Below are 21,834 nucleotides of genomic sequence, written 5' to 3'. Positions count from 1 at the left end.
CTTATTCTGCGGCTTCGGCGGCAAACTGCATTTCAGCGAGGCGGGCATAAAGCCCGCCTTTTTTGACGAGCGCGTCGTGGCTGCCCTGTTCGACGATGCGGCCATCTTCCATGACAATAATCCTGTCGGCGCGCCGGATGGTCGAGAGCCTGTGCGCGATGACGAGCGTGGTGCGCCCTTCGGCGGCGGCCGCAATGGCTTTCTGGACGAGGCCTTCGCTTTCACTGTCGAGGGCAGACGTCGCCTCATCGAGCAGGAGGATCGGCGCGCGGCGGACGAGCGCACGGGCCAGGGCGACGCGTTGGCGCTGGCCGCCTGAGAGGCTGCGGCCTTTCTGGCCAAGGTCTGCATCGAGGCCGCCGCGATCTTCAAGGAAGCGCCAGGCCTCAGCCATGCGGGCCGCGTCGATCAGCTCGTCGTCAGGGGCTGTGCCGCCCTGCGCGCCAAAGGCGATGTTCTCGCGTGCAGTCCCGGTGAATAGGGCCGACTCCTGCGGGGCATAGGCGAACTGGCTGCGCCAGAGGGCGGGGTCTGTGTCCGGGGCTTCGACGCCATCTACAGTGATGTGGCCAGATTGCGGGTCGAACAGGCGAAGGGCGAGGCGGAAGACGGTCGACTTGCCTGCGCCGGACGGGCCGACAAGGGCAACGAATTCGCCCGGCTGAACATCGAGGCTGAAGCTCTTGAGGGCGGGCGCGTCTTCTGTGCCGTAGGAAAAGTCCACCGCATCAAAGATGAGATGTCCTTGGACGGATTGGGCGATGGGCAGGGCGGTCTGCGGGGGCAGGATTTCCGGTGTCTCGCGCAGGATCTCGCTGGCACGGTCGCTGGCGCCTGCTGCGCGCATGACCTCACCCCAGACCTCTGCCAGCATGCCGAAGCCGGAGCCTGCATAGAAGGCATAAAGGATCATCTGCGTCAGCTCACCCGGTGACATCTGGCCGGTCGCCACGGCGCGGGCGCCGAGCCAGAGGATGCCGACCATGCCGCCCAGCAGCATAATGGAGACGGCCAGGATCATGAACGCGCGGGCGGTGATGCGTTTCAGCGCGGCCTGAAAGACAGCTTCTGCGGCTTCGGCGAAACTCTTCTCGCGGCGCTGCTCCTGTCCATAGGCTTGCACCAGCTCGATCGCGTCGAGCGCCTCTGAGGCCTGCGCGCCCGCATCGGCCAGACGTGACTGGGCGCGGTTGGAGGCACCGCGGATGATGCGGCCTATGATCATGACAGGCAGCATGGCAAGCGGGATCATCAGGAGGAGTGTGCCGCCAAGCTTCCAGTTGGTGACGAGCATCATGGCGATGGCGCCCGTCGTTGAGAGAATAGTGCGGGTCGCGAGCGATGCCGACGAGCCGAGGAATTGTTCGATCAGGGTGACGTCTGCGGTCAGGCGCGACACGCTCTCACCAGAGCGCATACCCGCATGAAAGCGGGGCCCGAGGCTCAGCAGCTTGGCGTAAAGGTCAGTGCGAAGATCAGCGGCAACGCGCTCACCAAAGCGCGAGACGAAATAGAAGCGAAGCGCGCTCAATATCCCCATCAGGACAGCGGCGAGCAGGACATAGAGGAAATACTGGTCGATCGTGTCGAGAAGGGCGGCCCCATTTGCGCCGCCTGCGCCCGCATCGACCGCACGGCCGAACAGCCATGGGATGGACAGCGCCGCCACGGTGGACACGACAAGGAAGAAGAGCGCGACGAAAACGAGTGTCAGGTGCTTGCGCACATAAGGCCAGAGCAGGGCCAGTGGCTTCACGCTCCGGGCCTTTGGCCGGTCTGCGCCGCCCTGGTCGGGCAGCGTTTCGCGGCGGTCATCGCTGATCTGGCTCGTCGCCTCGCTCATCTCTTGCACCTTCCTTGGCACCAGGCCCCTTGCGGGCCGGGCCTCAATCTACTAAGACCCCGCTTTCCGAATTTCACAGAGGCCAATCCGCGCAGGGTGGCCGCTGACGCGAGGACTAGAGACGATGAAAGCCGAAGGCCATCCCGATTATCACTTCATCACCGTCGTCATGACCGACGGGACGGAGTACCAGACCCGTTCGACCTATGGCAAAGAGGGCGACCGCCTGACGCTGGACATCGATTCCAGCTCGCACCCGGCATGGACCGGCGGCAACCAGCAGCTGGACCGCGGTGGCCGTGTGTCGCGCTTCAAGGACAAGTTCAAGGGCTTCGGCGTCTAAGCCAGCTTTCGAACAGACAAGTTCAGAAAATCCCCGCCACGTGCGGGGATTTTTTTTATGCCTGTTTCTCTGTGTCGAGGTTTTCGGCGCGCGGCGGTGTGCGGTGTTCGAGCGCGAGATAATCGCGTGAGCGCATTTCGAAGAGACGGCTGGCGGTGCGTTCGAACTCGAAACTGCCATCGCCTTCAGGATAGAGCGCTTCGGGTTCAGCCTCGGCGGTCGCGACAAGTTTGACGCGTGCTTCGTAAAGCGCATCGATCAGGGCAACGAAACGGGCCGCCTCGTTGCGCTTTTCCTTCGACAGGAGCGGTATGTCGTCGAGCAACACGGTGTGGAAGGTGGACGCGATGGCGAGATAGTCGCGCGCGCCGAGCGGGCGGGCACAAAGCTCCGTGAAGGAAAAACGGGCGACACCTGCAGCTTCGCGGCTGACCTGAAGCTGGCGGCCTTTGACATGCAGGACGCAGGAATTTGGCCGCGCGCCGAGCGTCAGGCGGTCGAAGGCTTCATCGAGCGTCTTCTCTCGCTCATCGGCGTCCTGCGACACATGCCAGACAGGCGCTGCAGTGAGGCGCTCGAGCCGATAATCCCGCTCGGCCACGAGTTCGAAGATATCGCACTCATCCTTGATGCGCTGGATGAAGGGAAGGAAGAGCTGGCGGTTAAGGCCGTTCTTGTAGAGATCGTCCGGGTGGCGGTTCGACGTGGCGACGACAGTGACGCGCTCTTCGAACAAATTCTCGAAAAGGCGGCCGAGGATCATGGCGTCGGCGATCTGTGTCACTTGAAACTCATCGAAGCAGAGAAGCTTGGCTTCCGAGGCGATGAGTTTGGCGACGGGCGGAATAGGGTCACTGCCTGCGCCTTTGACGCGGTGGTCGGCGCGCTTGCGCTCGGCCTCGCTCATTTCGCGCCAGGCATTCATTTCATCATGGACCCGGCCCATGAACTCATGGAAGTGGACGCGCTTGGCCTTCACCGGCGAGAGGTCATGGAAAAGGTCCATCAGCATGGACTTGCCGCGCCCGACCCCGCCCCAGAGGTAAAGGCCCTTCACCTTGGTTTCCTTGCGAAAGAGCCCGGCGGGCTTTGCCTCGCTGAGGCGTTCCAGCACGCTATCGAGCTTGCGGGCAGCCTCGCGCTGTGCGCTGTCCTCATTCAACTGCCCAGCATCAATGCGGGCCTGATAAGCTTGTTCGACACTCATGTGTTCAGCCCCCTCCGAGGACGCTGGCGACCTGGCTGGAGAAGATGGAAAGCGATTCCGGCGCGATAACGATGGTCGCGATCAGGCCTGCAATGGCGCCGCCGATGTGGGCTTCATGGCCGATGATCCGGTTCTCGCGCTGGGCGAGGATGACGCTGATCACGATGAAGAGGACGCCGAAGACAATGGCCGGCATCGGAACGATAAAGAAGAGCAGCATCGCGAAAGGCTGGAACAGGCAGAAGGACAGGATGATGCCTGACGTCGCCCCGGACGCGCCGAGGGCGCGGTAATCCGGTGAGCGGAAATTCTCCAGCAGCGCCCAGAGATTGCCGCCCAGAAGCGCGGCGAAATAGACGAATACAAAGGCGAGCGTGCCCAGTTGGTACTCAATGTATCGTCCGAACTGGAAGAGGACGAACATGTTAATGAGCAGGTGGAACACACCGCCATGCAGGAAGCCCGATGTGAGAAGGCGATGGTATTCGCGCTGCTCGCGGATTGCGCCGACATCGAAGAGGTTCTTCAGCAGGAATTTCTGGTTCAGCCAGCCATAGATGCTGACGAGGACATTGACCGCGATCAGTGTCAGCGTGGCGGGAAAGATGGAAAGCTGGTCCATGCCGGACGCCTATCGCATGGCGGGCTGGAAAAGAAACAGAAAAAGCGTCGCGCCCTGCGTGCGGGCCTGGTCTCAGGCGCTCTGGCGCAGATCTGGTGCGTTTTGCTCAGGTTGCAGGTCGCTTGCGTCGAGGTTTTCGATTGGGGCCGGGCGGCCCAGAAGGTAGCCCTGCACCTTGTTGAAACCTGCCAGCCGGACGAGGCGGAGCTGGTCTTCGGTCTCGATTCCTTCGGCGACGATGTCGACATCCATAATGCCGCCAATGCCGGACATGAGGGCAAGAAGCTGTTGTGCGCGGCGGCTTTCAACGGCCTGCGTCAGGAAGGAGCGGTCGACCTTGATCCGGTCGACAGGCAGCGACTCCAGACGGCTGAGCGATGAGTAGCCCGTGCCGAAATCATCGAGCGAGATGCCGACGCCATGTTCGCGGATCGTGTTCAGCCGGGCGCGGGACACTTCGACATCCTCGAACATGCCGCGTTCGGTGATCTCCAGCTCCAGAAGCTCCGCCGGAAAGCCGGTTTCGGTGAGGATGGAGAGCAGGGAGTCAATGAACCCGTCGCTCATGATCTCCATGGGGGAGATGTTTACATTGAGCTGGATCGACGCGCCATGTGTGGTCATCCAGTCGAGCGCTTCGATACATGAGCGGCGCAGCGTGTACTGGCCAAGCGATACGATGGAGCGGCTGCTCTCTGCTATGGTGATGAACTCGTCCGGGGCGATCGCGCCATAGACCGGGTGGTTCCAGCGGGCGAGGGCCTCGACGCCGCTCAGCGCGCCGCTGCGAACGTCAAAGATCGGCTGGTAATGCATCCGGATGTCGCCATTTGCGATGGCGCCAGCAAGATCGCGCCGGATGGCAAGGCGACGCTCCAGCCGGACTTCAATTTCACCTGCGCAGAGGATGCACTGCCCGCCGCCAAGCGACTTGGCCTCATAGACGGCTGCGTCGGCCCTCTCGAGTGCATTGGCGAGCGTCTTGTTCGGGCCGGTGCAGGCCGCCCCGATGGATGCGGCCATATCGATAACGCGATCATCCATCCTGATTGGACGGAAGACGGCTTCGGCGAACTGCTCGGCCAACCAGTGGATACGCTGAGGATCCCATTGCGTGCTCAGAAGGGCGCAGAACTCGTCACCGCCCAGCCGGAAAACTTCGAGGCCTGGAATGGCTTCTTCAAATTCGTGAAACCGGCGGCCGAGCTCGGCGAGCGCGGCGTCCCCGCACTCATGGCCCTGGCGGTCATTGAGGTTCTTGAAATTGTCGAGGTCGATGCAGATGACCGCCGTCTCCTGTCCGTCGGTCTGGGACAGGCGGGCCTCGACCGACTCGTTGAAGGCGTGGCGGTTCTTGAGCCCCGTCAGCCTGTCGCACATGGCGAGGACTTTCAGCTTCTCTTCGGCTTCTGCCTTGTCGGTGATGTCGTGCGCAATGACGCGGTAGCCGGCAAACCCGCCATCGGGATGGAAGATCGGCTGACCGGTAACTTCGACCCGCCGCGAGAGTGTACCGACGCGCATGTTCGCCCGGATGTTCTCGTAAGCCGTCCGGGTCTTGAGCGCTTCATTGAAGACGTGGGCCTGCTCTTCCCAGTCGTAGAAAAGCGTTCGCCAATTGCAGCCCGCTGCATGACCCGGTCCGAAAAAGTCGGTCACGGTGCCGAACTCATCAATTTCGAGATGCCAGTCTGAAGCGAGCGTTGCGTAGTCAGCAAAGCGTTTCTTGAGCGTGCTTTCCTGCCTGGCGGCCTTGTCGAGTGAGGCAAATGCGGCGCCTGTGACTTTCCTTGGAAGGATCGCAGCGAGCGCGCTTCCAACGCCGATGACGCTCAATGCGATTGCGGTGAGATAGGTCTCGTCATGTCCAGCAAAGGTCACCGCTTCGCCCGGCAAACCGGCGAGATAGATACTGTAAAAACCTATGAGCCCTATCGTGTAGAGAGATGTCAGCCAAAGTGGCGCCAGCAGGCCCAGCATGAAGGGGCTAAGACCGATCAGGAAGAGGGCCGGCCACGCGCCAGCCCCTTGAAGCATGATTTCAGCGATCAAATTGGCGGGGATGCTCATGCAGACCAGAAGGATCTGTAGCCTGGGTGACTTTCGCCAAAGCGCGAGAACGATCGCGCTGACCAGGCCGAGAACCGTCGCGCCATCCACAATGGCCATGACACCAAGAGGATAATTTCCCGACAGTGCCATGGAGCCAATGACGAAAGCCATCGTCAGGAGAATGGAGGTCGCGCAAAACAGGACCAGCAATTGCTGTATCTGACTGTCACGCAGATGGGCGAAAGACCAGCCGGGCTGGCCGTCAGGCTTGCGTTTCGGTTCGGCGCTTTTGGCCTCGCTCTGCATCGGGTCCTCTTTCTAAGGCTGCAGATGATCGGATCGCTCTAGCGGGTTGTCTTTGACTCAATTTAAAAGTGAGTTGGAAAATTTAGGTGAAGGCGCAGAGCGAAATTCAGTCTTGAAATTAACCGAGTGTGTGGGCGGAGCGGCCCCGCGCGATCAGGCAGCGACGATGCGGCCGGTCGCCTTGCTGTCCGGGGCTGGCATCTGCTCGAAGAAGAAATCAAGCATCGCCTCTGGTCGCTGGATGAAGCGGTTATAGGGCAGGCTGGCCTTGAAGATCGGGGCCTTCGCGATGTTGCAACCGCAGCGAAGCGCGGTTTCCACGATGGTGTCGCGATCAGGATTGGCAGACGCCACGGCGATACGGTGAGAGCCCATATTGGCGAGACGGGCAATCGTCATGTCGCCATCATAGCTGTCAGGCAGGGTCAGTTCAGTGATGACAAGGTCAAAGCGCTCAAGGCGAAGGCGGCGTTCTGCTTCCATGAGGGTGTGGGCAAGAACGAGGTCCACCTGAACGCGTGCCCGGGCTGCCTTGTCTGCAGCCACAGCCAGCATGTCGCGCACCGGCTCGTGATCCTCGATCCACAATACTTTCATAAAGCTCTACCCTGTGTGCCGAACGCTTCGGGCGCTGAACGCCGCGTTCTCCCTCAATGTGAGGCACTTTGACATCCATGCGTTTCTGCTTGGTAAAGCGAACCTTGCCGAAGTGTTTACGGCTTCATCTATCTGGTTACCGCACGAGAAGATCGCATGCGGACGAATTTCTATGATAGACTCAGTGCTGGTAGGGGATTCAGCGTATTCCGCGCGTCAGCAAGGGACCTAAAATGCCGGATGGCACTGTAAACGAAGCAGAAAAAGGTTCAGCTTTCCTCAGCAACATTGAGGAAAGCGATCAACATATTGTCGACACGCTGATTGCCGAACGCTGTCCGAGTTTCGTGTCGCACTGGTCCTGGCCGTTAACGCGGCGGGTGCTCTACAAGATGCTCGGCTATGCACGGGCGCGCGAAATGGCGGACAAGCTCATGACGCTGAATGGGCGCGATTCGTTTGACTATCTCGCGAGCGAGCTCGACGTTCAGCTGGACGTGCATCACCTGGACCGCCTGCCGGAGCGCGGCCGCTGTGTCGTTGCTGCGAACCATCCCACCGGTCTCGCCGATGGCGTCGCGGTGTGGGACGCGCTGATCCAGCGGCGCAAGGATGTGGTGTTCTTTGCAAATGCGGACGCCATCCGGGTCAATCCGCGCTTTCAGGATGCGATCATCCCGATTGAATGGGTCGCCGACAAGCGCAGCCCCGCCAAGACACGCGAAACGCTCAAACGCGCTTCAGAAGCTTTCGAGGCGGAAAAGTGCGTGGTTATCTTTCCCTCCGGCAAGCTCGCCAAGAAGATTGACGGTGTGCTGACCGAGCAGGCCTGGTTCCCCACTGTGGTGAGCCTTGCCCGCAAACAGGGCGCCCCCATCGTGCCGCTGAATGTAAAAGCCGAGAACTCGAAACTCTTCTACCGCCTCAGCCAGATCAATGGTGAGCTACGCGACATCACGCTGTTCCACGAACTCCTCAACAAGAAGCGCGCCCGCTTCGAGCTTACCTTTGGCAAGCCGATCCCGACCTATTCGCTGATGGGTGATGCGGGGCAGGTCACCGAAGCGCTGAAGCACCATGTCTCCTACACGCTCGGCGAGAAACCAGACGCTGAATTTGGAACTGAAGTCCTCAGCCCTAGTTGAAGGCGCATGCCACAACTCTTCATCGGGGTTGGCATTCGTAAAAAGCGAAAGGGCTGAACATGGAAGAATTCTGGAATAATACAGTTACTCAGGTGCAGGACTACGGGCCGAAAGTGCTCTTTGCCCTGCTTATCCTGATCGGGGCCTATATTATTGGCCTCCTTTTCAAATGGGCGATCTCCACGGCGGTCAACAAGACCGGCTTTGGCAAGGGCCAGGCTGATCCTGACGGCAAGGCAACCAAGTCGCTAGGCGACAGTCTTGGCATAGCGGCCTTCTGGATCATCATGCTGATTGGTGTCATCCAGGCGCTGACCCGGCTTGAACTGACGCAGATCGTCCAACCGCTGAACGGCATGCTGAGCGACGTGCTCAACTATCTGCCGAACATCTTTGGCGCGATCCTGATCTTCATCGTCTTCATCATTGTGGCCAATGTGGTCCAGAAGACCGTGAAAGCCGTTTTTGTCTTTGCTGACCCCGTGCCACAGCGCCTTGGCTTGGCTGACGGTCCGGTCAATATCTCTGGCGTAACTGCGACAGTGCTCGCCGCCATCGTTGGTATTCTCGGCGCGATTGCTGCGTTCGACGTGCTGGCGATTGATGCGATCTCCGTTCCGGCAACGGCGATGCTGAATGAGATTATCGGCGCGATTCCGAACATACTCATTGCCGCGATCCTGCTGACCGTCTTCGTCATCATTGGCCGCTTCGTGCACAACCTCATCCTGCGCACGTTGCCAAACTTTGGTGTCGACAGTGCGGTGGCTGAGCTTGGTATCCTTAAGAGTGCCGACAAGGGCCTCACGGCGTCGAACGTGATCGCCAAGGGCGCACTGTTCTTCATCGTGCTTCTCGGCCTTGTGCAGGCAATGCGCGCGCTTGAGTTCGATGTCCTGACCAATGCGACCTATACGGTGCTTGATCTGGCCGCATCGATCGTCTTCGGCGCGATCATCATCTTTGCCGGCGTCGTCATCGCCCGCATTGTGAGCGGTGCCATGGCATCCTCCGGTGACGGTGAGAGCGACACAGTCGCAAAGGTCATGAAGTGGGCCATCATCATCCTCGCGACCATCCTTGGTATCTCGCGCATGGAGCTGGACCCAACGGGCGGCGAGTTCGTGCTGAACGTAGCCGAGATGCTCGTCATGGGCGCGGCCATCGGTCTCGCCATTGCGTGTGGCATCGGCTTTGGCTGGGGCGGCCGCGACTGGTTCGCCAAGCAGCTCGAAAAGTGGAGCCGTAAGGACGGCACTCCATAAGGCGCAAGCTGCCTCACCCAAAAGACAAAGGCCGCTCCATTCGGGGCGGCCTTTTTCGTTGTTCGTCTGAACTGTGAAGCTGAAAGCGCGTCTTAAGCGCGCTGCGTACCTGCCGGGCTGAGTGAGCCGTGGCAGTGCTTGTACTTCTTGCCAGAGCCGCATGGGCACGCCGCGTTCCGCGGGGTCTGCGACCAGTCATCCTCTGCCTGGTGCAATGGCGGGCCGTCATGCGGATCGTTCGGGCCTTCAACCACGTCAGGCGTCATTTCATTGTCGCCGGTATCAGGGTTGAGGTGCGTTTCGCGCAGATTTTCACGTGACAGGATGGAGGCGCGAGCGGCTGCGAGCGCTTCCTCGTCGCGCGCGCGGGCTGCAGCACGCTGTGCCTCGTCCGATGGCGGCGTGATGCGGATATTCATCAGGATGCGCGTCACTTCGTGGCGCAGCGTGCTCAGCAGTTCGTTGAAGAGCTTGAAGGCTTCTTCCTTGAACTCGTTCAGCGGGTCGCGCTGGCCGTAGGAGCGCAGGTGAATGACCGAACGCAGCTGGTCGATCTGCTGCAGGTGGTTGCGCCACTTGCTGTCGAGGACCTGGAGCAGGACCTGTTTCTCGACATTGCGGATCTGTTCGGCGCCAGCGAGCTTCACCTTCTGCTCGAAGGCTTCGTCGGACGCCTTGCGGACACGCTCGGCGATCTCGGCATTCGCGACGCCTTCTTCAGACGCCCATTCGGCAATCGGCAGGTCGAGGCCGAGCTCATTCTTCAGCGTTTCAGTGAGGCCTTCAACGTCCCACTGCTCAGCGAATGCCTTCTCCGGCATCGCCTCTTCGACCCATTCATCGATGATGTCGTGGCGCATGTCGGTCACTTCTTCAGTGACCTGTTCGGCATTCATGAACTCGCGGCGCTGCTCGAAGATGGCCTTGCGCTGATCATTGATGACGTCGTCATATTTAAGGACGTTCTTACGGATCTCGAAGTTGCGTTCCTCGATCTTCTTCTGCGAAGTCTCGATCGCCTTGTTCATCCACGGGTGTGTGATGCCCTCATCTTCCTTGATGCCGAGGCTCTTCATGATCGAGTTCAGGCGGTCAGCCGCAAAGACACGCATGAGGTCGTCTTCGACGGAGATAAAGAATTTCGATTTACCCGGGTCACCCTGACGGCCCGTCCGGCCGCGCAGCTGGTTATCGATCCGGCGGCTTTCGTGGCGCTCTGTACCGAGAACGAAGAGGCCGCCTGCATCGAGGGCCTCTTTCTTGCCAGCCTGGATCTCGGTCTTGATCTCGGCTTCCATGGCTTCTTCTTCCTCACGGGAAGGATCCCGGCCATGCTTTTCCTTGAACGCGTCAACGGCCTTCCAGAGACGCATTTCGAGGTTGCCGCCAAGCTGGATGTCAGTACCGCGGCCAGCCATGTTGGTGGCGACCGTCACGGCGCCCGGAAGACCAGCATCGGCGATGATTTCGGCTTCCTGCTCGTGGTGGCGTGCGTTCAGCACCTTGTGCGGGATCTTGGCCTGCGTGAGCAGGGTGGAGATGATCTCGGACTTCTCGATCGAGGCGGTACCGAGCAGGATTGGCTGGCCCTTGGACCGGGCGTCGCGCACTTCCTTGACGATCTCCTGATATTTCGCGGAGGCAACCCGGTAGACGACGTCATCATCATCAATACGCTGGATCGGCTTGTTGGTCGGCAGCTGGAAGACTTCCAGCTTGTAGATGTCTGCAAACTCGGCCGCTTCGGTGATGGCCGTACCGGTCATGCCGGCGAGCTTGTTGTAGAGGCGGAAATAGTTCTGGAAGGTGATGGACGCCAGAGTCTGGTTCTCTGGCTTGATGTCGACGCCTTCCTTGGCCTCGATGGCCTGGTGCAGGCCTTCAGAAAGGCGGCGGCCTTCCATCATGCGGCCCGTGAACTCGTCGACCAGCATGACCTGGCCGTCTTTCATCAGGTATTGCTTGTCACGGTGGAACAGCTTGTGGGCGCGCAGGGCCTGGTTCGAATGGTGGACGATGGAGACGTTCTGCGGGTCCCAGAGATTGCCTTCCAGCATGCCGGACTCTTCCAGCATGCGCTCCATCTTCTCCATGCCTTCTTCGGTGAAGATGACAGAGCGCTGCTTCTCGTCGAGCTCGATATCGGTCTCGTCGTTCAGCTTCGGGATGAGGTCGTTGATGGTGCGGTAAAGCTCTGAGCGGTCGTCAGTCGGGCCGGAAATGATCAGCGGGGTGCGCGCTTCGTCGATCAGGATGGAGTCGACCTCATCGACGATGGCATAGGCGTGACCGCGCTGAGCCATCTGGTCGAGGGAGTATTTCATATTGTCGCGCAGATAGTCGAAGCCGAACTCATTGTTCGTGCCATAAGTGATGTCGCAGGCATAAGCCGCCTTGCGCTCACCATCATTGAGGCCATGCACAATGGTGCCGGTCGTCATGCCAAGGAAGCCGTAGAGCTTGCCCATCCATTCCGCGTCGCGGCTGGCGAGGTAGTCGTTGACGGTGATGACGTGCACGCCCTTGCCGGCGAGCGCGTTGAGATAGACGGCGAGCGTTGCCACCAGCGTCTTGCCCTCACCGGTGCGCATCTCTGCAATGGCGCCCTTGTGAAGCACCATGCCGCCGATCAGCTGCACGTCGAAGTGGCGCATACCGAGCGCGCGGACAGATCCCTCACGCACGACGGCGAAGGCTTCTTCCAGAAGGTCGTCCAGTGTTTCGCCCTTGTCGAGGCGCTCGCGGAAAGCGGCAGTCTTGGCTTTCAGCTCCTCGTCGGAGAGCGCCTGCATTTGCGGCTCCAGAGCATTGATCCGCTCGACGCTCTTGCGCATCGGCTTGATCTTTCTGTCGTTGGCGGAGCCGAACATTTTGCGGGCAAGGGAGAGCATGGAAACAAGCACCAATCTGCGCTGTTGACTTGAAGGATGCCTCCTGACCAGAAACCATGTGCAGGAGGGGCACGCGAGGTGAGCGCGCCACGGGTGACTAAACCTCTCGACCAGTCCCCGCGGGAGACTTAAGAACGCCGCCAAATAGTGTCAATGCGGACGGCTGTAGCACGAACACAAGGACTTAGGCATGCATAGGCACCGGTTCTCCATCCCCGCACTCGCGCTTGCTCTCGGCCTCGTGCTGACAGCGTGTAACGAGACTGACCCGGAAAATGGCGTCAGGCGGCCTGTCGGCTTTGATGCGTCAGCTGCCGCAAGGGTAAATGGCGACCCGATCTACCTCTCCGATGTCGAGCTTGAAGCGGTCGCCCAGGGCCGGATCGAACCGGGCGACTCCTTTGGGCCTGAGCATGAAGATTACCAGCTTGTCCTCGACCAGCTGATCGATCAGCGTCTTCTCGCGCAGGAAGCGGTACGCCGCGGCCTCGACCGTACCCCCGCCGCCCAGCGCCGTCTGGAAACCGCGCGTGAGCGCCTGCTCGGCAATTTCCTCATGGAAGACCTTGTCGCCACGCAGGTGAATGAGGAAGCCATCGACCGGATGTATGAAGAGCAGGTGCGCCTGCAGCAGCTCGACGATGAGGTGCGCATCCGCCACATCCTGCTGGCGACACAGGAAGAAGCCGAGACGGTTCTTGAGAAAGCGCGCGCAGGCGAAGACTTCACGGCGCTGGCGTTCGAATTCTCAGAAGATACCCGCACCCGACTCGATGGCGGCTCGTTTGGCTGGGTGTCCCCGAATGAAATGGTCGATCCGTTCCCGGCGGTGATCGCCGATACGCCTGCAGGTGAGATGTCAGAGCCATTCCAGTCCGAGCAGGGCTGGCACATCCTGAAGGTGGAGCAGCGCCGCACCCGACCGCCGAAGACGCGTGAGGAGATGCGCCCTGAAATCGTGACCTACCTCACCTTCACGCAGATCAGCCAGATCCTGCAGACCCTGCGCGCCAATGCTGACATTGAAGAGCGCGAAGGCGGCATGATTGCGCGAGACCTTGCCGAAGAGGCAGGGGAAGCCGCAGCAGGCGAAACCGGCTTTGGTGACGAGGATGAAATCGGCATCGAAGGCAGCGAAGGCGATATGGAAGAGAACGGTCTCGCGCCGGCAGGCGAGGACGATATGGAGACTGTAGAGTGAAGCTCACCCCATCACCATTTGCGCCTGAGGCTTTTCCGAAGCTTCCAGAGGTCAAAGGCGTACAGGCCGCGACGGCGTCGCGCGGCTTCTATGCACGCCGGGGCATACAGCGCGATGATGTCTTCCTCTTCCTGATGCCGGAAGGCACGTCGGCGGCAGGTGTGTTCACACGTTCGCTGACGGCGTCGGCAGATGTTGAATGGTGCCGCGAGGCGCTGAAGGCGTGCGGCGGGCATGGCCGGGCGGTCGTCGCAAACTCCGGCAACTCCAATGCCTTCACCGGCAAGGCGGGCAAGCTCAAGAATGAAGCGACGCTCGCAGCGATGACGAAGACGCTGGGCGTGCCCAAAGAGGCCTGCTTCCTGGCCGCGACGGGCGTGATCGGGGAGCCGCTGGCCGATCCGAACTTCGTTGGCGAAATGCTGCCTGAGCTTCATGGCAAGCTTGGCCCGGCAGACTGGGAGGCGTGCGCGCGCGCCTTCATGACGACGGACACCTATCCGAAGGGCGCCGGGGCGACCACAGAGATTGACGGGACGCCTGTTGCCATCTCCGGCATCCTCAAGGGCTCCGGCATGATCATGCCGAACATGGCGACCATGCTCTGTTATGTCTTTACCGATGCGGCCATCGCGCCTGCGCTGCTTGACCAGCTGCTGCGTGAGACGGTCGATCCGACGCTGAACTCCGTCACCGTGGACGGCGACACGTCGACGTCTGACACCTGCATGCTGTTTGCGACCGGCGCGTCCGGTGCGCCGATGATCGAGGAGGCCAGCGACCCACGCCTTGCCGGTTTCCGTACGGCGCTGATGGATGTCTTCCGTGATCTTGCTCACCAGCTGGTGAAGGATGGCGAGGGCGCGTCGAAATTCGTCGAGATCTGCGTCGAGAACGCCGTTTCGCAAAGCTCTGCCAAGACGATTGGCATGCACATCGCCAATTCGCCGCTCATCAAGACCGCGATTGCGGCGGGTGACGCAAACTGGGGCCGCATCGTCATGGCGGTCGGCAAGTCGCTGGAACCCATCAAGAAAGACCAGATGCAGATCTGGTTTGGCGACCATCTGGTTGCCGATGGCGGCATGCGCGCGCCGGGTTATGACGAAGCCGTGGCGAGCGGGCACTTTGCGGGCGACCATATCTCTATCAAGGTGGATGTCGCCGCCGGTGATGCGTCCTGGACTGTGTGGACCTGCGATCTCACGCACGGCTATGTCGACATTAACGGCGCCTACCGGACATGAGCGGCAAGGTGCTGCTCGTGGTCGCTGCGGCGATCTTTAATAGGCAAGGTGAAATCCTTCTCGCCCAGCGCCCGGAAGGGAAATCCATGGCGGGCCTCTGGGAATTTCCGGGCGGCAAGCTGGAGCCAGGTGAGCGGCCTGAAGAGGCGCTTTGCCGGGAGCTGAAAGAAGAGCTCCAGATCAGTGTTGAACCCTCGGCGCTCAAACCGATCACTTTTGCAAGTTTTGGTTATCCTGATTTTCACCTTTTGATGCCACTTTACGAGGTGCGGGTCTGGCAAGGCGAACTTGCCGGGCTCGAAGGACAACAGATTGCCTGGGTGCGCCCGGCAGAGCTGGGTGACTATGATGCTCCGCCTGCCGATATTCCTCTGTTTGAGGAGCTTGCCCGTCGGTTTTGAGAGGACTTCATGTTCATTAAGCCAGTGAAGAAGCTGAAGTCCGATATCGAAGGCGCCAGTGCCGTCGAATATGGCCTTCTTCTCGGTCTGATGACCATCCTGCTCATCACCGCGCTGACAACGGTCGGCACCAAGACCTCAGACCATTTCAACGAGGTCGAGAACGGCTTCTCTGCCTAGTATTTCCGGGGCAGCTGCCCCCATGTGAGCCTTGACCCTCACGCGCTGTGCGCGCTTCATCCTGACTGACGAGATACCAGCAGGAGATCCGCCATGAGCAAGGTCACCCCTTTCACCGTAAATGTGCCCGATGACGTGCTCGCGCGCATTCGGGCACGGGTCGAAGCCTATCGCTGGTTTCCCGCCCCCTCCATCGGTGATGAGTGGGCGTTCGGCATGTCGACCGCCTTCCTGAAAGACATACAGGCCTACTGGCTGGAGCAGTATGACTGGCGCGCGGCGGAGAAGACGCTCAATGCCTGGCCGCAATTTACGACAGAGATCGATGGCCTCGACATCCACTTCCTGCATGTGGTGGGCGAGGCTGGCGGCAAGCGCCCCCTCCTGCTGACGCATGGCTGGCCGGGGTCAGTCTATGAGTTCTACGACGCTATCGGTCCGCTGGCCTATCCATCGAAACATGGCGGTAAGGCCGAGGATGCCTTCGACCTCGTGATCCCGTCACTGCCCGGCTATGGCTTTTCGGGCAAACCGGCTGCGCCAACGGGCCAGCAGGCGACGGCGAAGATGTGGGACACGCTGATGCGTGAGCGTCTTGGATATGACACCTATCTGGCGCAGGGCGGTGACTGGGGCGGGCTGGTGACCTCGCTACTTGGCCTCAATCATGGCGTCGATAGCGGCGGTGGCTGCAAGGCGATCCACCTCAACATGATCGGCCATCAGCCAGCCGACCGGACCCCGCGCACCGATGAAGAGAAGACATGGGTTGCCGCTTCGCAGGCAGCCATGCAGGCCGAGGGCGCCTATCTGATGGAACAGGCGACCAAGCCGCAGACGCTGGCCATGGCGCTGATGGACAGCCCGATGGGCACCGCAGCCTGGATACTGGAGAAGTTTCACGGCTGGAGTGACCGCAGCCGGGGCAAGCTCACCGATATCTACTCGCGCGACCAGCTCCTGACCAATGTGATGATCTATCTGGTGAATGACGCGATCGCGACATCGGTCTGGTACTACGCCGCACTGTTCCTTGAAGGCGGCGCGCAGCTGAAACCAGACCAGAAGGTCAATGTGCCGACGGGGATCGCAGATTATCCGGGAGAAACAATCTACAGGACGCCGCCGCGCAGCTGGTGCGAGCGGATCTACAATGTCGCCTATTGGTCAGACATGAAGGAAGGCGGTCACTTCGCAGCGATGGAAGTGCCGGACCTGTATGTCGAGGATGTGAGGGCGTGGGCCCGGACAGTCAGCTAGGCGTTGCCTACATCGCCATCGAGAAGAGGGTGATCAGCAGCTGGACGACCAGTGCGAGGCCGGCAAGGCCAATCACGGTTGCAATCCAGGCGCCGCCAAGGCTCATGCCGACGCCGATCGCAATGCCTGCGCCGGCGCAGAGGATCAGCGCGACGAGCCAGTTCATGCCGACCGACAGGGTGAAAACCATGTAGCCAACGGCGAGCAGCAGGATGAGGGCACCCCACATGCTGGCTTTCATGAAGCCCGAATACATTTTCGATTGCGCTTCGATTTCCATTTCGCCGCGGGTGTATTCGCTGGACGCCATTGATCAACTCCGTTCATGGGCCTTCTGTAACGGGTTTTATCTACGCCGGGCCGATGGTCAAGAAGTCAGGCGGTCGCAGCTGCAGCGCAGGGCCCCGCGTTTCAGTTCAGCTTCGTCTTTTCGGTTTTCCTGGGCGGCACGAAAGCGGGCGGTAGGGGCGCAGCCGGGACGCCTTCCTCTTTCAGGCTTTCGCGCTCCTCAGCGGTGGTTTCACCCCAGATCGGCTTATGCTCGCGCTCGCCATAATACATGGAGCGGGCTTCCTCGGCGAAACCGTCGCCAACATAGTCGTAATTGTCCGCAATGTGCTGACGTGCATGGGCCGCCAGCTTGCCAAAGACTTTTTCGGGGTCGCTCGCGCCTGATTTCTCCGATGGGCGCACAGACGGGGCCATGACCTGTTTGCGGATATTGTGACCGCCGCAATTCGGGCAGTCGATCAGGCCCTTCTCCGACTGGGCGTCGAACCCTTCGGAAGAGGCGAACCAGCCGTCAAAACCGGCCTCGCAATCCCTGCATTCAAGTGCGTAGCGGATCATGGGCGGCGTGCTTTCAGAGCGCAGCGAGCTTCTTGTCGAGCTTGCCGGAGCGTTCAAGCGCCATCATCTCGTCGCAGCCGCCAATATGTTCCTCGCCGATAAAGATCTGGGGGAAGGTCCGGCCGCCATTGGAGCGCTGGATCATCTCCTGCTTCTTGTCCGGGTCCATGCCGGCATCGATCTCGTTAAAGTCGACGCCTTTCTGCTTCAGCAGCGACACCGCGCGGGTGCAGAACGGGCAGAAGGCACGTGTGTAGATCGTCACAGCGGACATAGGAAAAATCCTCGTCGATTGCAGTCAGTATGGGTCTTATATGGTCACGTCCGACGGCCTGACAACGCGCGCCAGCACTACAAGCGAGATATGAGACGCGCCTGCACGCCTCAGGGCACGGCTGCATGCCGACAGTGTGGCACCGGTCGTGAACACGTCATCGACCAGAATGACGCGCTTGCCCTCGATCAGCGGCAGATGGGCAGGGCGCACTTCAAATGCGGCGCGGACATTGCGCCAACGCTCGCCTGCAGACAGCCCACCCTGACTTGGTGTTGGCTTGCGGCGCACCAGCGCATCAACCTTTGAAGGCACGCCTGAGCGCTGTGACAGGGCCTGTGCCAGCCAGCCGGACTGGTTGAAGCCGCGATGTACCAGTCGCCGATAATGGAGCGGCACCGGCACGATGAGATCAGCTTCATCGAGAAGCTCACGGGCAGCCAGCGTCATCCAGTTCGCAAAGGTCGAAAGACCGTCACGGCGGCCTGCATGTTTGAGATCGAGCACCAGCTTGCGCGAGACATCGTCATAGGCGAGCGCAGCACGGGCGGCGTCCCAGCGGGGCGGCTTGGCCGCGCACTTGCCGCAAAGGCTTGCCTCACCAAGGTCGCTTTCGAGCGGCAGGGCGCACTGGCGGCAACCGCTGGCCCCGAGAAAGGTCAGCTGGGCGAAGTCTTCAGGCGCAATAAGCCCCTCGCCGCCATGATGCTGGCCGGAGACAAGCGAGCGTGATGGCCAGACGAAATGCGCTGCCGCGCGCAGTCCGCCCTTTGCCCTCTGCCGCACAAGGTGCATATCGAGGCCCATGTCACCAGCTCCACCCAAGCTTTTCAATCGGGCGCTTCACCGGCGCAATCGCGACCGGGCGGCCCATCATTATAGCGACTATGCGTTTCTCAAAGCGCGAGAGTCGAGTCATCTCATTGAAAGGCTGGAAGATGTGAGCCGGCAGTTTGAACGCGTGCTCGACCTTGGCAGCCATGATGGCACGTTGGCACTGATGCTGGCCGGGCATGGCCAGGTCGGCGCTGTCGAGGCCGGGGAGCTGTCGCCGGCGTTTCGTGCGCTTGGAGCTGAACGCGGGCTCGACATGCGCGAGATGGATGAGGAACAGGTGGGCGCCGATGAGGCCGCCTATGACCTTGTTACCTCCGTGCTTTCTCTCCACTGGGTCAATGACCTGCCGGGCGCGCTGATCCAGATCAGACGGGCGCTGAAGCCGGATGGGCTGTTCCTTGGCTGCCTGTTCGGGGCAGGCACTCTGGCCGAATTGCGGACGTCATTTCTGGAAGCCGAGGCCGAAATCACGGGCGGTGCGGCGCCCAGAATCTCGCCGCTGCCAGGGCTCCAGGACATGGCGGGCCTGATGCAGCGGGCTGGATTTGCCCTGCCAGTCGTCGATGTGGAGCCGGTGACGGTTCGTTATGATGACCCGTTTGCGCTGATGCGGGACCTCAAGGGGATGGGCGAGCAGGCGGCTTTTGCGGCCAATGAGAAGAGCCCCCGAAGGCCATTGTCACGGCGTATTCTGGCACGAATGGCAGAGATTTACGCTGAACGATTCGCTGATCCGGATGGCCGATTGAGGGCGACATTCAACGTCGTCTGGCTGTCAGGCTGGGCCCCGGCCGAGAGTCAGCCCAAGCCCCTGCGGCCCGGAAGCGCGCGCCATTCCATGGCGGATGCCGTGCGGAAAGTGCGGGGGACGGAGGAATAGGTTTTCGGTGTTTTCACGGTGCAGTGACGGTGCACTGGCGGTGTTTTCTGACGGTATAGAAAAAGGCGCCCCGAAATGTCAGGGCGCCTTTCCATTTTTCGACGATTAAGGGCCTGACTACTGACTAGCCCTTGAAGTTCGAGAAGATGTCGTCGGCGTTTGGCTCGTCGTCATTACCGGAGTCGGTATCGACGGCCTGGCTGGCGGCGTCGGCGTCTTCAGCGGGGCGAAGGCCCGGGCCGTCCGTGTCGAGGCCAGCTTGCGCTTCCATCTTCTTGCGGCGGTCGACGGCCTTGTTGACGACTTCGTCGAGCTCGATCTGCGAGCAGAGGCCAAGGGTCACCGGGTCGACTGGTTTGATGTTCTGTGAGTTCCAGTGCGTCTTGTCGCGCACATTGGTGATCGTGGCTTTTGTGGTGCCGATCAGCTTGGAGATCTGCGCGTCGGAGACTTCCGGGTGGTTGCGGATGAACCAGGCGATGGCGTCCGGCTTGTCCTGGCGGCGGGCAACCGGCGTGTAGCGCGCGCCCTTGCGCTTTGGCTGCGGGATGTGCGCGATCTTCGATTCAGCCTTTTTCAGGCGATAGTCTGGGTTTTCCTCGCCCTTGCGGATTTCATCGCGGGTGAGCTCACCGCCCGAGATTGGATCGACGCCGCGCATATTCTCAGCGACGTCACCATCGGCGATGCCTTTGACTTCGAGCTTGTGAAGACCGCAGAAGTCAGCGACCTGCTCGAACGACAGCGTGGTATTGTCGATCAGCCAGACGGCGGTTGCCTTCGGCATCAGAATATCGGCCATTTTCGGGGCTCCATCATGCTGGTCCCAGAAACGCAGCCGCCCGGCCTTTCGGGCCGGGCGGTCAGGGTTCCAGAACGGGAAAGTTCCTAACAGCCTCAAGTATAGGACGAAGCCGCGCCCTTGGGAAGGCAGGGTTTGTAGTGGGCTTTGTCAGCTTGACCCTTCGGCACCCTCAGCCTATCGGCGAGCGGCAGATCGAGGGGATGCCATGCTTCGGATGACAGGTTTACTGGCAAGCGTGCTGTTTGCTGCGTCGTGCGGGTCCACGCCGACAGACGAGACACCGCTAACGCGCGATGATTTCGCGCCGCCGCAGCAGATGATCGCAGGCGAGGCGCTTCCCGATACGGTGACGGGTATCTGGCGTTCGCGCGGCTATGGCTGGGTGTTCGATATCAGCGATGGCACGGTTCGCCAGTACCAGATCACCGAGAGCTATTGCTTCGAGACGCCTGAAGCGTCGAAATCGATGACCGAAACGCTGGCCCTCGACTATTCGATCTACCGCGACCATCCGAGCGGCGAGCATCTCATCCTGCAGCTTTTGCCGGAAGACACCGAAATCTGGACGGACAGGATCGATGCGCTGCCGGCGGCCTGCGAGGCGGGGACGGGTGATGACCCGCTGACAGTGTTCAATTACGCCGCCGAACTGGTTGGTGAGCACTATGCCTTTTTCGATGTGCGCGGCATCGACTGGCAGGCCCGCGTAGAGGCGGAGCGGGGCAATGTCACCGCGGATATGAGCGCGGCGGCCCTGTTCGACACGCTGGCAGGCCTGATCGATGGCTTCAGCGATTCCCACACCAAGCTGATCGGAGAGGTAGAAGGTGAGAAGCGGCGCCAGCAGGACGGGCTTGGCGAAACGCTGCCATTCCTTCGTGAGGCTGGCCGCGAGACCGAATGGCTGATCGGTATCTTCGTCGGGCTGCAGCAGGACGTACTGGATGAGGGCGCGCAGCACACGGCGAATGACCGCATCCTGTGGGGCACGATCGATAATGGCCGCGTAGGTTATATCCAGATCCTGCAGATGGGCGGTTTCAGCGGTGTCGAGATCAGCGACCCTGCCTTCAGGCAGGCGGAGTTCGATGCCTTTGACGCTGTCATGGATGAGGCGCTGTCGGCGATGGCAGACGCTGAGTTCGTCATTCTGGACCTGTCGAATAATCGCGGCGGCTATGATGCGATTTCGCGGCGCGTGGCATCGCGCTTTTCTGATGACGCTTTCAATGGCTACCAGACCTATGTGCCGGGGACTGACGTCCCGACGCGCATGCGCCAGATCGAGCGGGCAGATGGCGTCACCTATACTGGCCCGGTGAAACTGCTGACGAGTGATGTCACGGTGAGCGGCGGTGAGATCGCCGCCCTGGCGCTGCGCCAGCTACCGAACGTCACCCATTATGGCAAGACGACGCGCGGGAGCTTCTCCACCGTCCATTCCAAGCCTTTGCCGAATGGCTGGATCATTGAGCTTTCCAATGAGGTGATCGCCGCGCCAGATGGCCAGAGCTTTGAAGAAACCGGCATCCCACCGGAAGTGGAGCTGGAGGTCTTTCCGCTTGATGAGCCAGTTGAGGGCCACAGGCGCGCCGTGCTGGCGCTTGCCGGGAATGAGGCAGGCTGAGC

General features: G+C 60.8%; 21 protein-coding genes. 10 read left to right on the top strand and 11 right to left on the bottom strand.

Annotated elements, in window-relative coordinates; all coding sequences use genetic code 11:
- Nucleotide 1: 1 nt before the first annotated feature.
- Nucleotides 2-1,843 (bottom strand): ATP-binding cassette domain-containing protein, encoded by a 1,842-nt coding sequence (locus KUV46_05360; GenBank protein ID QYJ01823.1) that lies wholly within the window; start codon nt 1,841-1,843, stop codon nt 2-4.
- Nucleotides 1,844-1,967: 124 nt separating this feature from the next.
- On the opposite strand from KUV46_05360, the gene rpmE reads away from it, so the two are divergent.
- Nucleotides 1,968-2,186 carry a 50S ribosomal protein L31 gene (rpmE, locus tag KUV46_05355; protein QYJ01822.1) on the top strand — a complete coding sequence of 73 codons (219 nt, stop codon included), beginning with the start codon at nt 1,968-1,970 and terminating at the stop codon, nt 2,184-2,186.
- Nucleotides 2,187-2,241: 55 nt separating this feature from the next.
- On the opposite strand, the gene KUV46_05350 is transcribed toward rpmE, so the two are convergent.
- The 4 genes from KUV46_05350 to KUV46_05335 all read right to left on the bottom strand — a co-directional run bounded on the left by KUV46_05350 (nt 2,242) and on the right by KUV46_05335 (nt 6,970).
- Nucleotides 2,242-3,393, bottom strand: coding sequence for an AFG1 family ATPase (locus KUV46_05350; GenBank protein QYJ01821.1), 1,152 nt, complete (start codon nt 3,391-3,393; stop codon nt 2,242-2,244).
- 4 nt (nt 3,394-3,397) lie between these two features.
- Nucleotides 3,398-4,015 carry a rhomboid family intramembrane serine protease gene (locus tag KUV46_05345; GenBank protein ID QYJ01820.1) on the bottom strand — a complete coding sequence of 206 codons (618 nt, stop codon included), beginning with the start codon at nt 4,013-4,015 and terminating at the stop codon, nt 3,398-3,400.
- 72 nt (nt 4,016-4,087) lie between these two features.
- Nucleotides 4,088-6,373 (bottom strand): EAL domain-containing protein, encoded by a 2,286-nt coding sequence (locus tag KUV46_05340; protein QYJ01819.1) that lies wholly within the window; start codon nt 6,371-6,373, stop codon nt 4,088-4,090.
- A 153-nt stretch (nt 6,374-6,526) separates the two neighbouring features.
- A complete protein-coding gene (locus tag KUV46_05335) occupies nt 6,527-6,970 on the bottom strand; it encodes a hypothetical protein (GenBank protein ID QYJ01818.1) in 444 nt (147 codons plus the stop codon).
- A gap of 233 nt (nt 6,971-7,203) precedes the next feature.
- On the opposite strand from KUV46_05335, the gene KUV46_05330 reads away from it, so the two are divergent.
- Nucleotides 7,204-8,115 carry a 1-acyl-sn-glycerol-3-phosphate acyltransferase gene (locus KUV46_05330; GenBank protein QYJ01817.1) on the top strand — a complete coding sequence of 304 codons (912 nt, stop codon included), beginning with the start codon at nt 7,204-7,206 and terminating at the stop codon, nt 8,113-8,115.
- A gap of 59 nt (nt 8,116-8,174) precedes the next feature.
- On the top strand, nt 8,175-9,380 hold the full coding sequence (locus KUV46_05325; protein QYJ01816.1) for a mechanosensitive ion channel: 1,206 nt from the start codon (nt 8,175-8,177) through the stop codon (nt 9,378-9,380).
- Nucleotides 9,381-9,472: 92 nt separating this feature from the next.
- On the opposite strand, the gene secA is transcribed toward KUV46_05325, so the two are convergent.
- Entirely contained in the window at nt 9,473-12,271 is a 2,799-nt protein-coding gene (secA, locus tag KUV46_05320; protein ID QYJ01815.1) for a preprotein translocase subunit SecA, read from the bottom strand.
- Between the two features lie 190 nt (nt 12,272-12,461).
- Here secA and KUV46_05315 point away from each other — a divergent pair, with 190 nt between their 5' ends.
- The 5 genes from KUV46_05315 (at nt 12,462) to KUV46_05295 (ending at nt 16,560) form a co-directional block, all read left to right on the top strand.
- A complete protein-coding gene (locus tag KUV46_05315) occupies nt 12,462-13,472 on the top strand; it encodes a peptidylprolyl isomerase (protein QYJ01814.1) in 1,011 nt (336 codons plus the stop codon).
- A complete protein-coding gene (gene argJ, locus KUV46_05310; GenBank protein ID QYJ01813.1) occupies nt 13,469-14,719 on the top strand; it encodes a bifunctional glutamate N-acetyltransferase/amino-acid acetyltransferase ArgJ in 1,251 nt (416 codons plus the stop codon). Before KUV46_05315 ends, argJ begins: the two co-directional genes overlap by 4 nt.
- The gene (gene mutT, locus KUV46_05305; GenBank protein ID QYJ01812.1) at nt 14,716-15,120 is read left to right on the top strand and encodes an 8-oxo-dGTP diphosphatase MutT; all 405 of its coding nucleotides are present in this window, start codon (nt 14,716-14,718) and stop codon (nt 15,118-15,120) included. Before argJ ends, mutT begins: the two co-directional genes overlap by 4 nt.
- A 9-nt stretch (nt 15,121-15,129) precedes the next feature.
- Nucleotides 15,130-15,300, top strand: coding sequence for a Flp family type IVb pilin (locus KUV46_05300; GenBank protein ID QYJ01811.1), 171 nt, complete (start codon nt 15,130-15,132; stop codon nt 15,298-15,300).
- Between the two features lie 93 nt (nt 15,301-15,393).
- Nucleotides 15,394-16,560 carry an epoxide hydrolase gene (locus KUV46_05295; protein ID QYJ01810.1) on the top strand — a complete coding sequence of 389 codons (1,167 nt, stop codon included), beginning with the start codon at nt 15,394-15,396 and terminating at the stop codon, nt 16,558-16,560.
- Nucleotides 16,561-16,567: 7 nt separating this feature from the next.
- On the opposite strand, the gene KUV46_05290 is transcribed toward KUV46_05295, so the two are convergent.
- The 4 genes from KUV46_05290 to KUV46_05275 form a co-directional block, all read right to left on the bottom strand.
- Nucleotides 16,568-16,870 (bottom strand): aa3-type cytochrome c oxidase subunit IV, encoded by a 303-nt coding sequence (locus KUV46_05290; GenBank protein QYJ01809.1) that lies wholly within the window; start codon nt 16,868-16,870, stop codon nt 16,568-16,570.
- Nucleotides 16,871-16,971: 101 nt separating this feature from the next.
- Entirely contained in the window at nt 16,972-17,409 is a 438-nt protein-coding gene (locus tag KUV46_05285) for a DUF1178 family protein (GenBank protein QYJ01808.1), read from the bottom strand.
- A gap of 13 nt (nt 17,410-17,422) precedes the next feature.
- A complete protein-coding gene (grxC, locus tag KUV46_05280) occupies nt 17,423-17,683 on the bottom strand; it encodes a glutaredoxin 3 (protein ID QYJ01807.1) in 261 nt (86 codons plus the stop codon).
- Between the two features lie 36 nt (nt 17,684-17,719).
- The gene (locus tag KUV46_05275) at nt 17,720-18,490 is read right to left on the bottom strand and encodes a ComF family protein (GenBank protein QYJ01806.1); all 771 of its coding nucleotides are present in this window, start codon (nt 18,488-18,490) and stop codon (nt 17,720-17,722) included.
- On the opposite strand from KUV46_05275, the gene KUV46_05270 reads away from it, so the two are divergent.
- Entirely contained in the window at nt 18,489-19,400 is a 912-nt protein-coding gene (locus KUV46_05270) for a methyltransferase domain-containing protein (protein QYJ01805.1), read from the top strand. The two genes, KUV46_05275 and KUV46_05270, sit on opposite strands and share 2 nt — an antisense overlap.
- Nucleotides 19,401-19,524: 124 nt before the next feature.
- Here KUV46_05270 and KUV46_05265 read toward each other — a convergent pair whose 3' ends face one another.
- Entirely contained in the window at nt 19,525-20,202 is a 678-nt protein-coding gene (locus tag KUV46_05265; GenBank protein QYJ01804.1) for a DUF1013 domain-containing protein, read from the bottom strand.
- 208 nt (nt 20,203-20,410) lie between these two features.
- Between KUV46_05265 and KUV46_05260 the strand changes: the two genes are divergently transcribed.
- On the top strand, nt 20,411-21,832 hold the full coding sequence (locus KUV46_05260) for a S41 family peptidase (protein QYJ01803.1): 1,422 nt from the start codon (nt 20,411-20,413) through the stop codon (nt 21,830-21,832).
- The last annotated feature ends 2 nt before the right edge of the window (nt 21,833-21,834 follow it).

Origin of the sequence: Thalassovita mediterranea, assembly GCA_019448215.1 — a bacterium.
In the GTDB taxonomy this organism is placed as follows: domain Bacteria; phylum Pseudomonadota; class Alphaproteobacteria; order Caulobacterales; family Hyphomonadaceae; genus Henriciella.
This window is presented reverse-complemented; position numbering and strand designations above follow the sequence as displayed.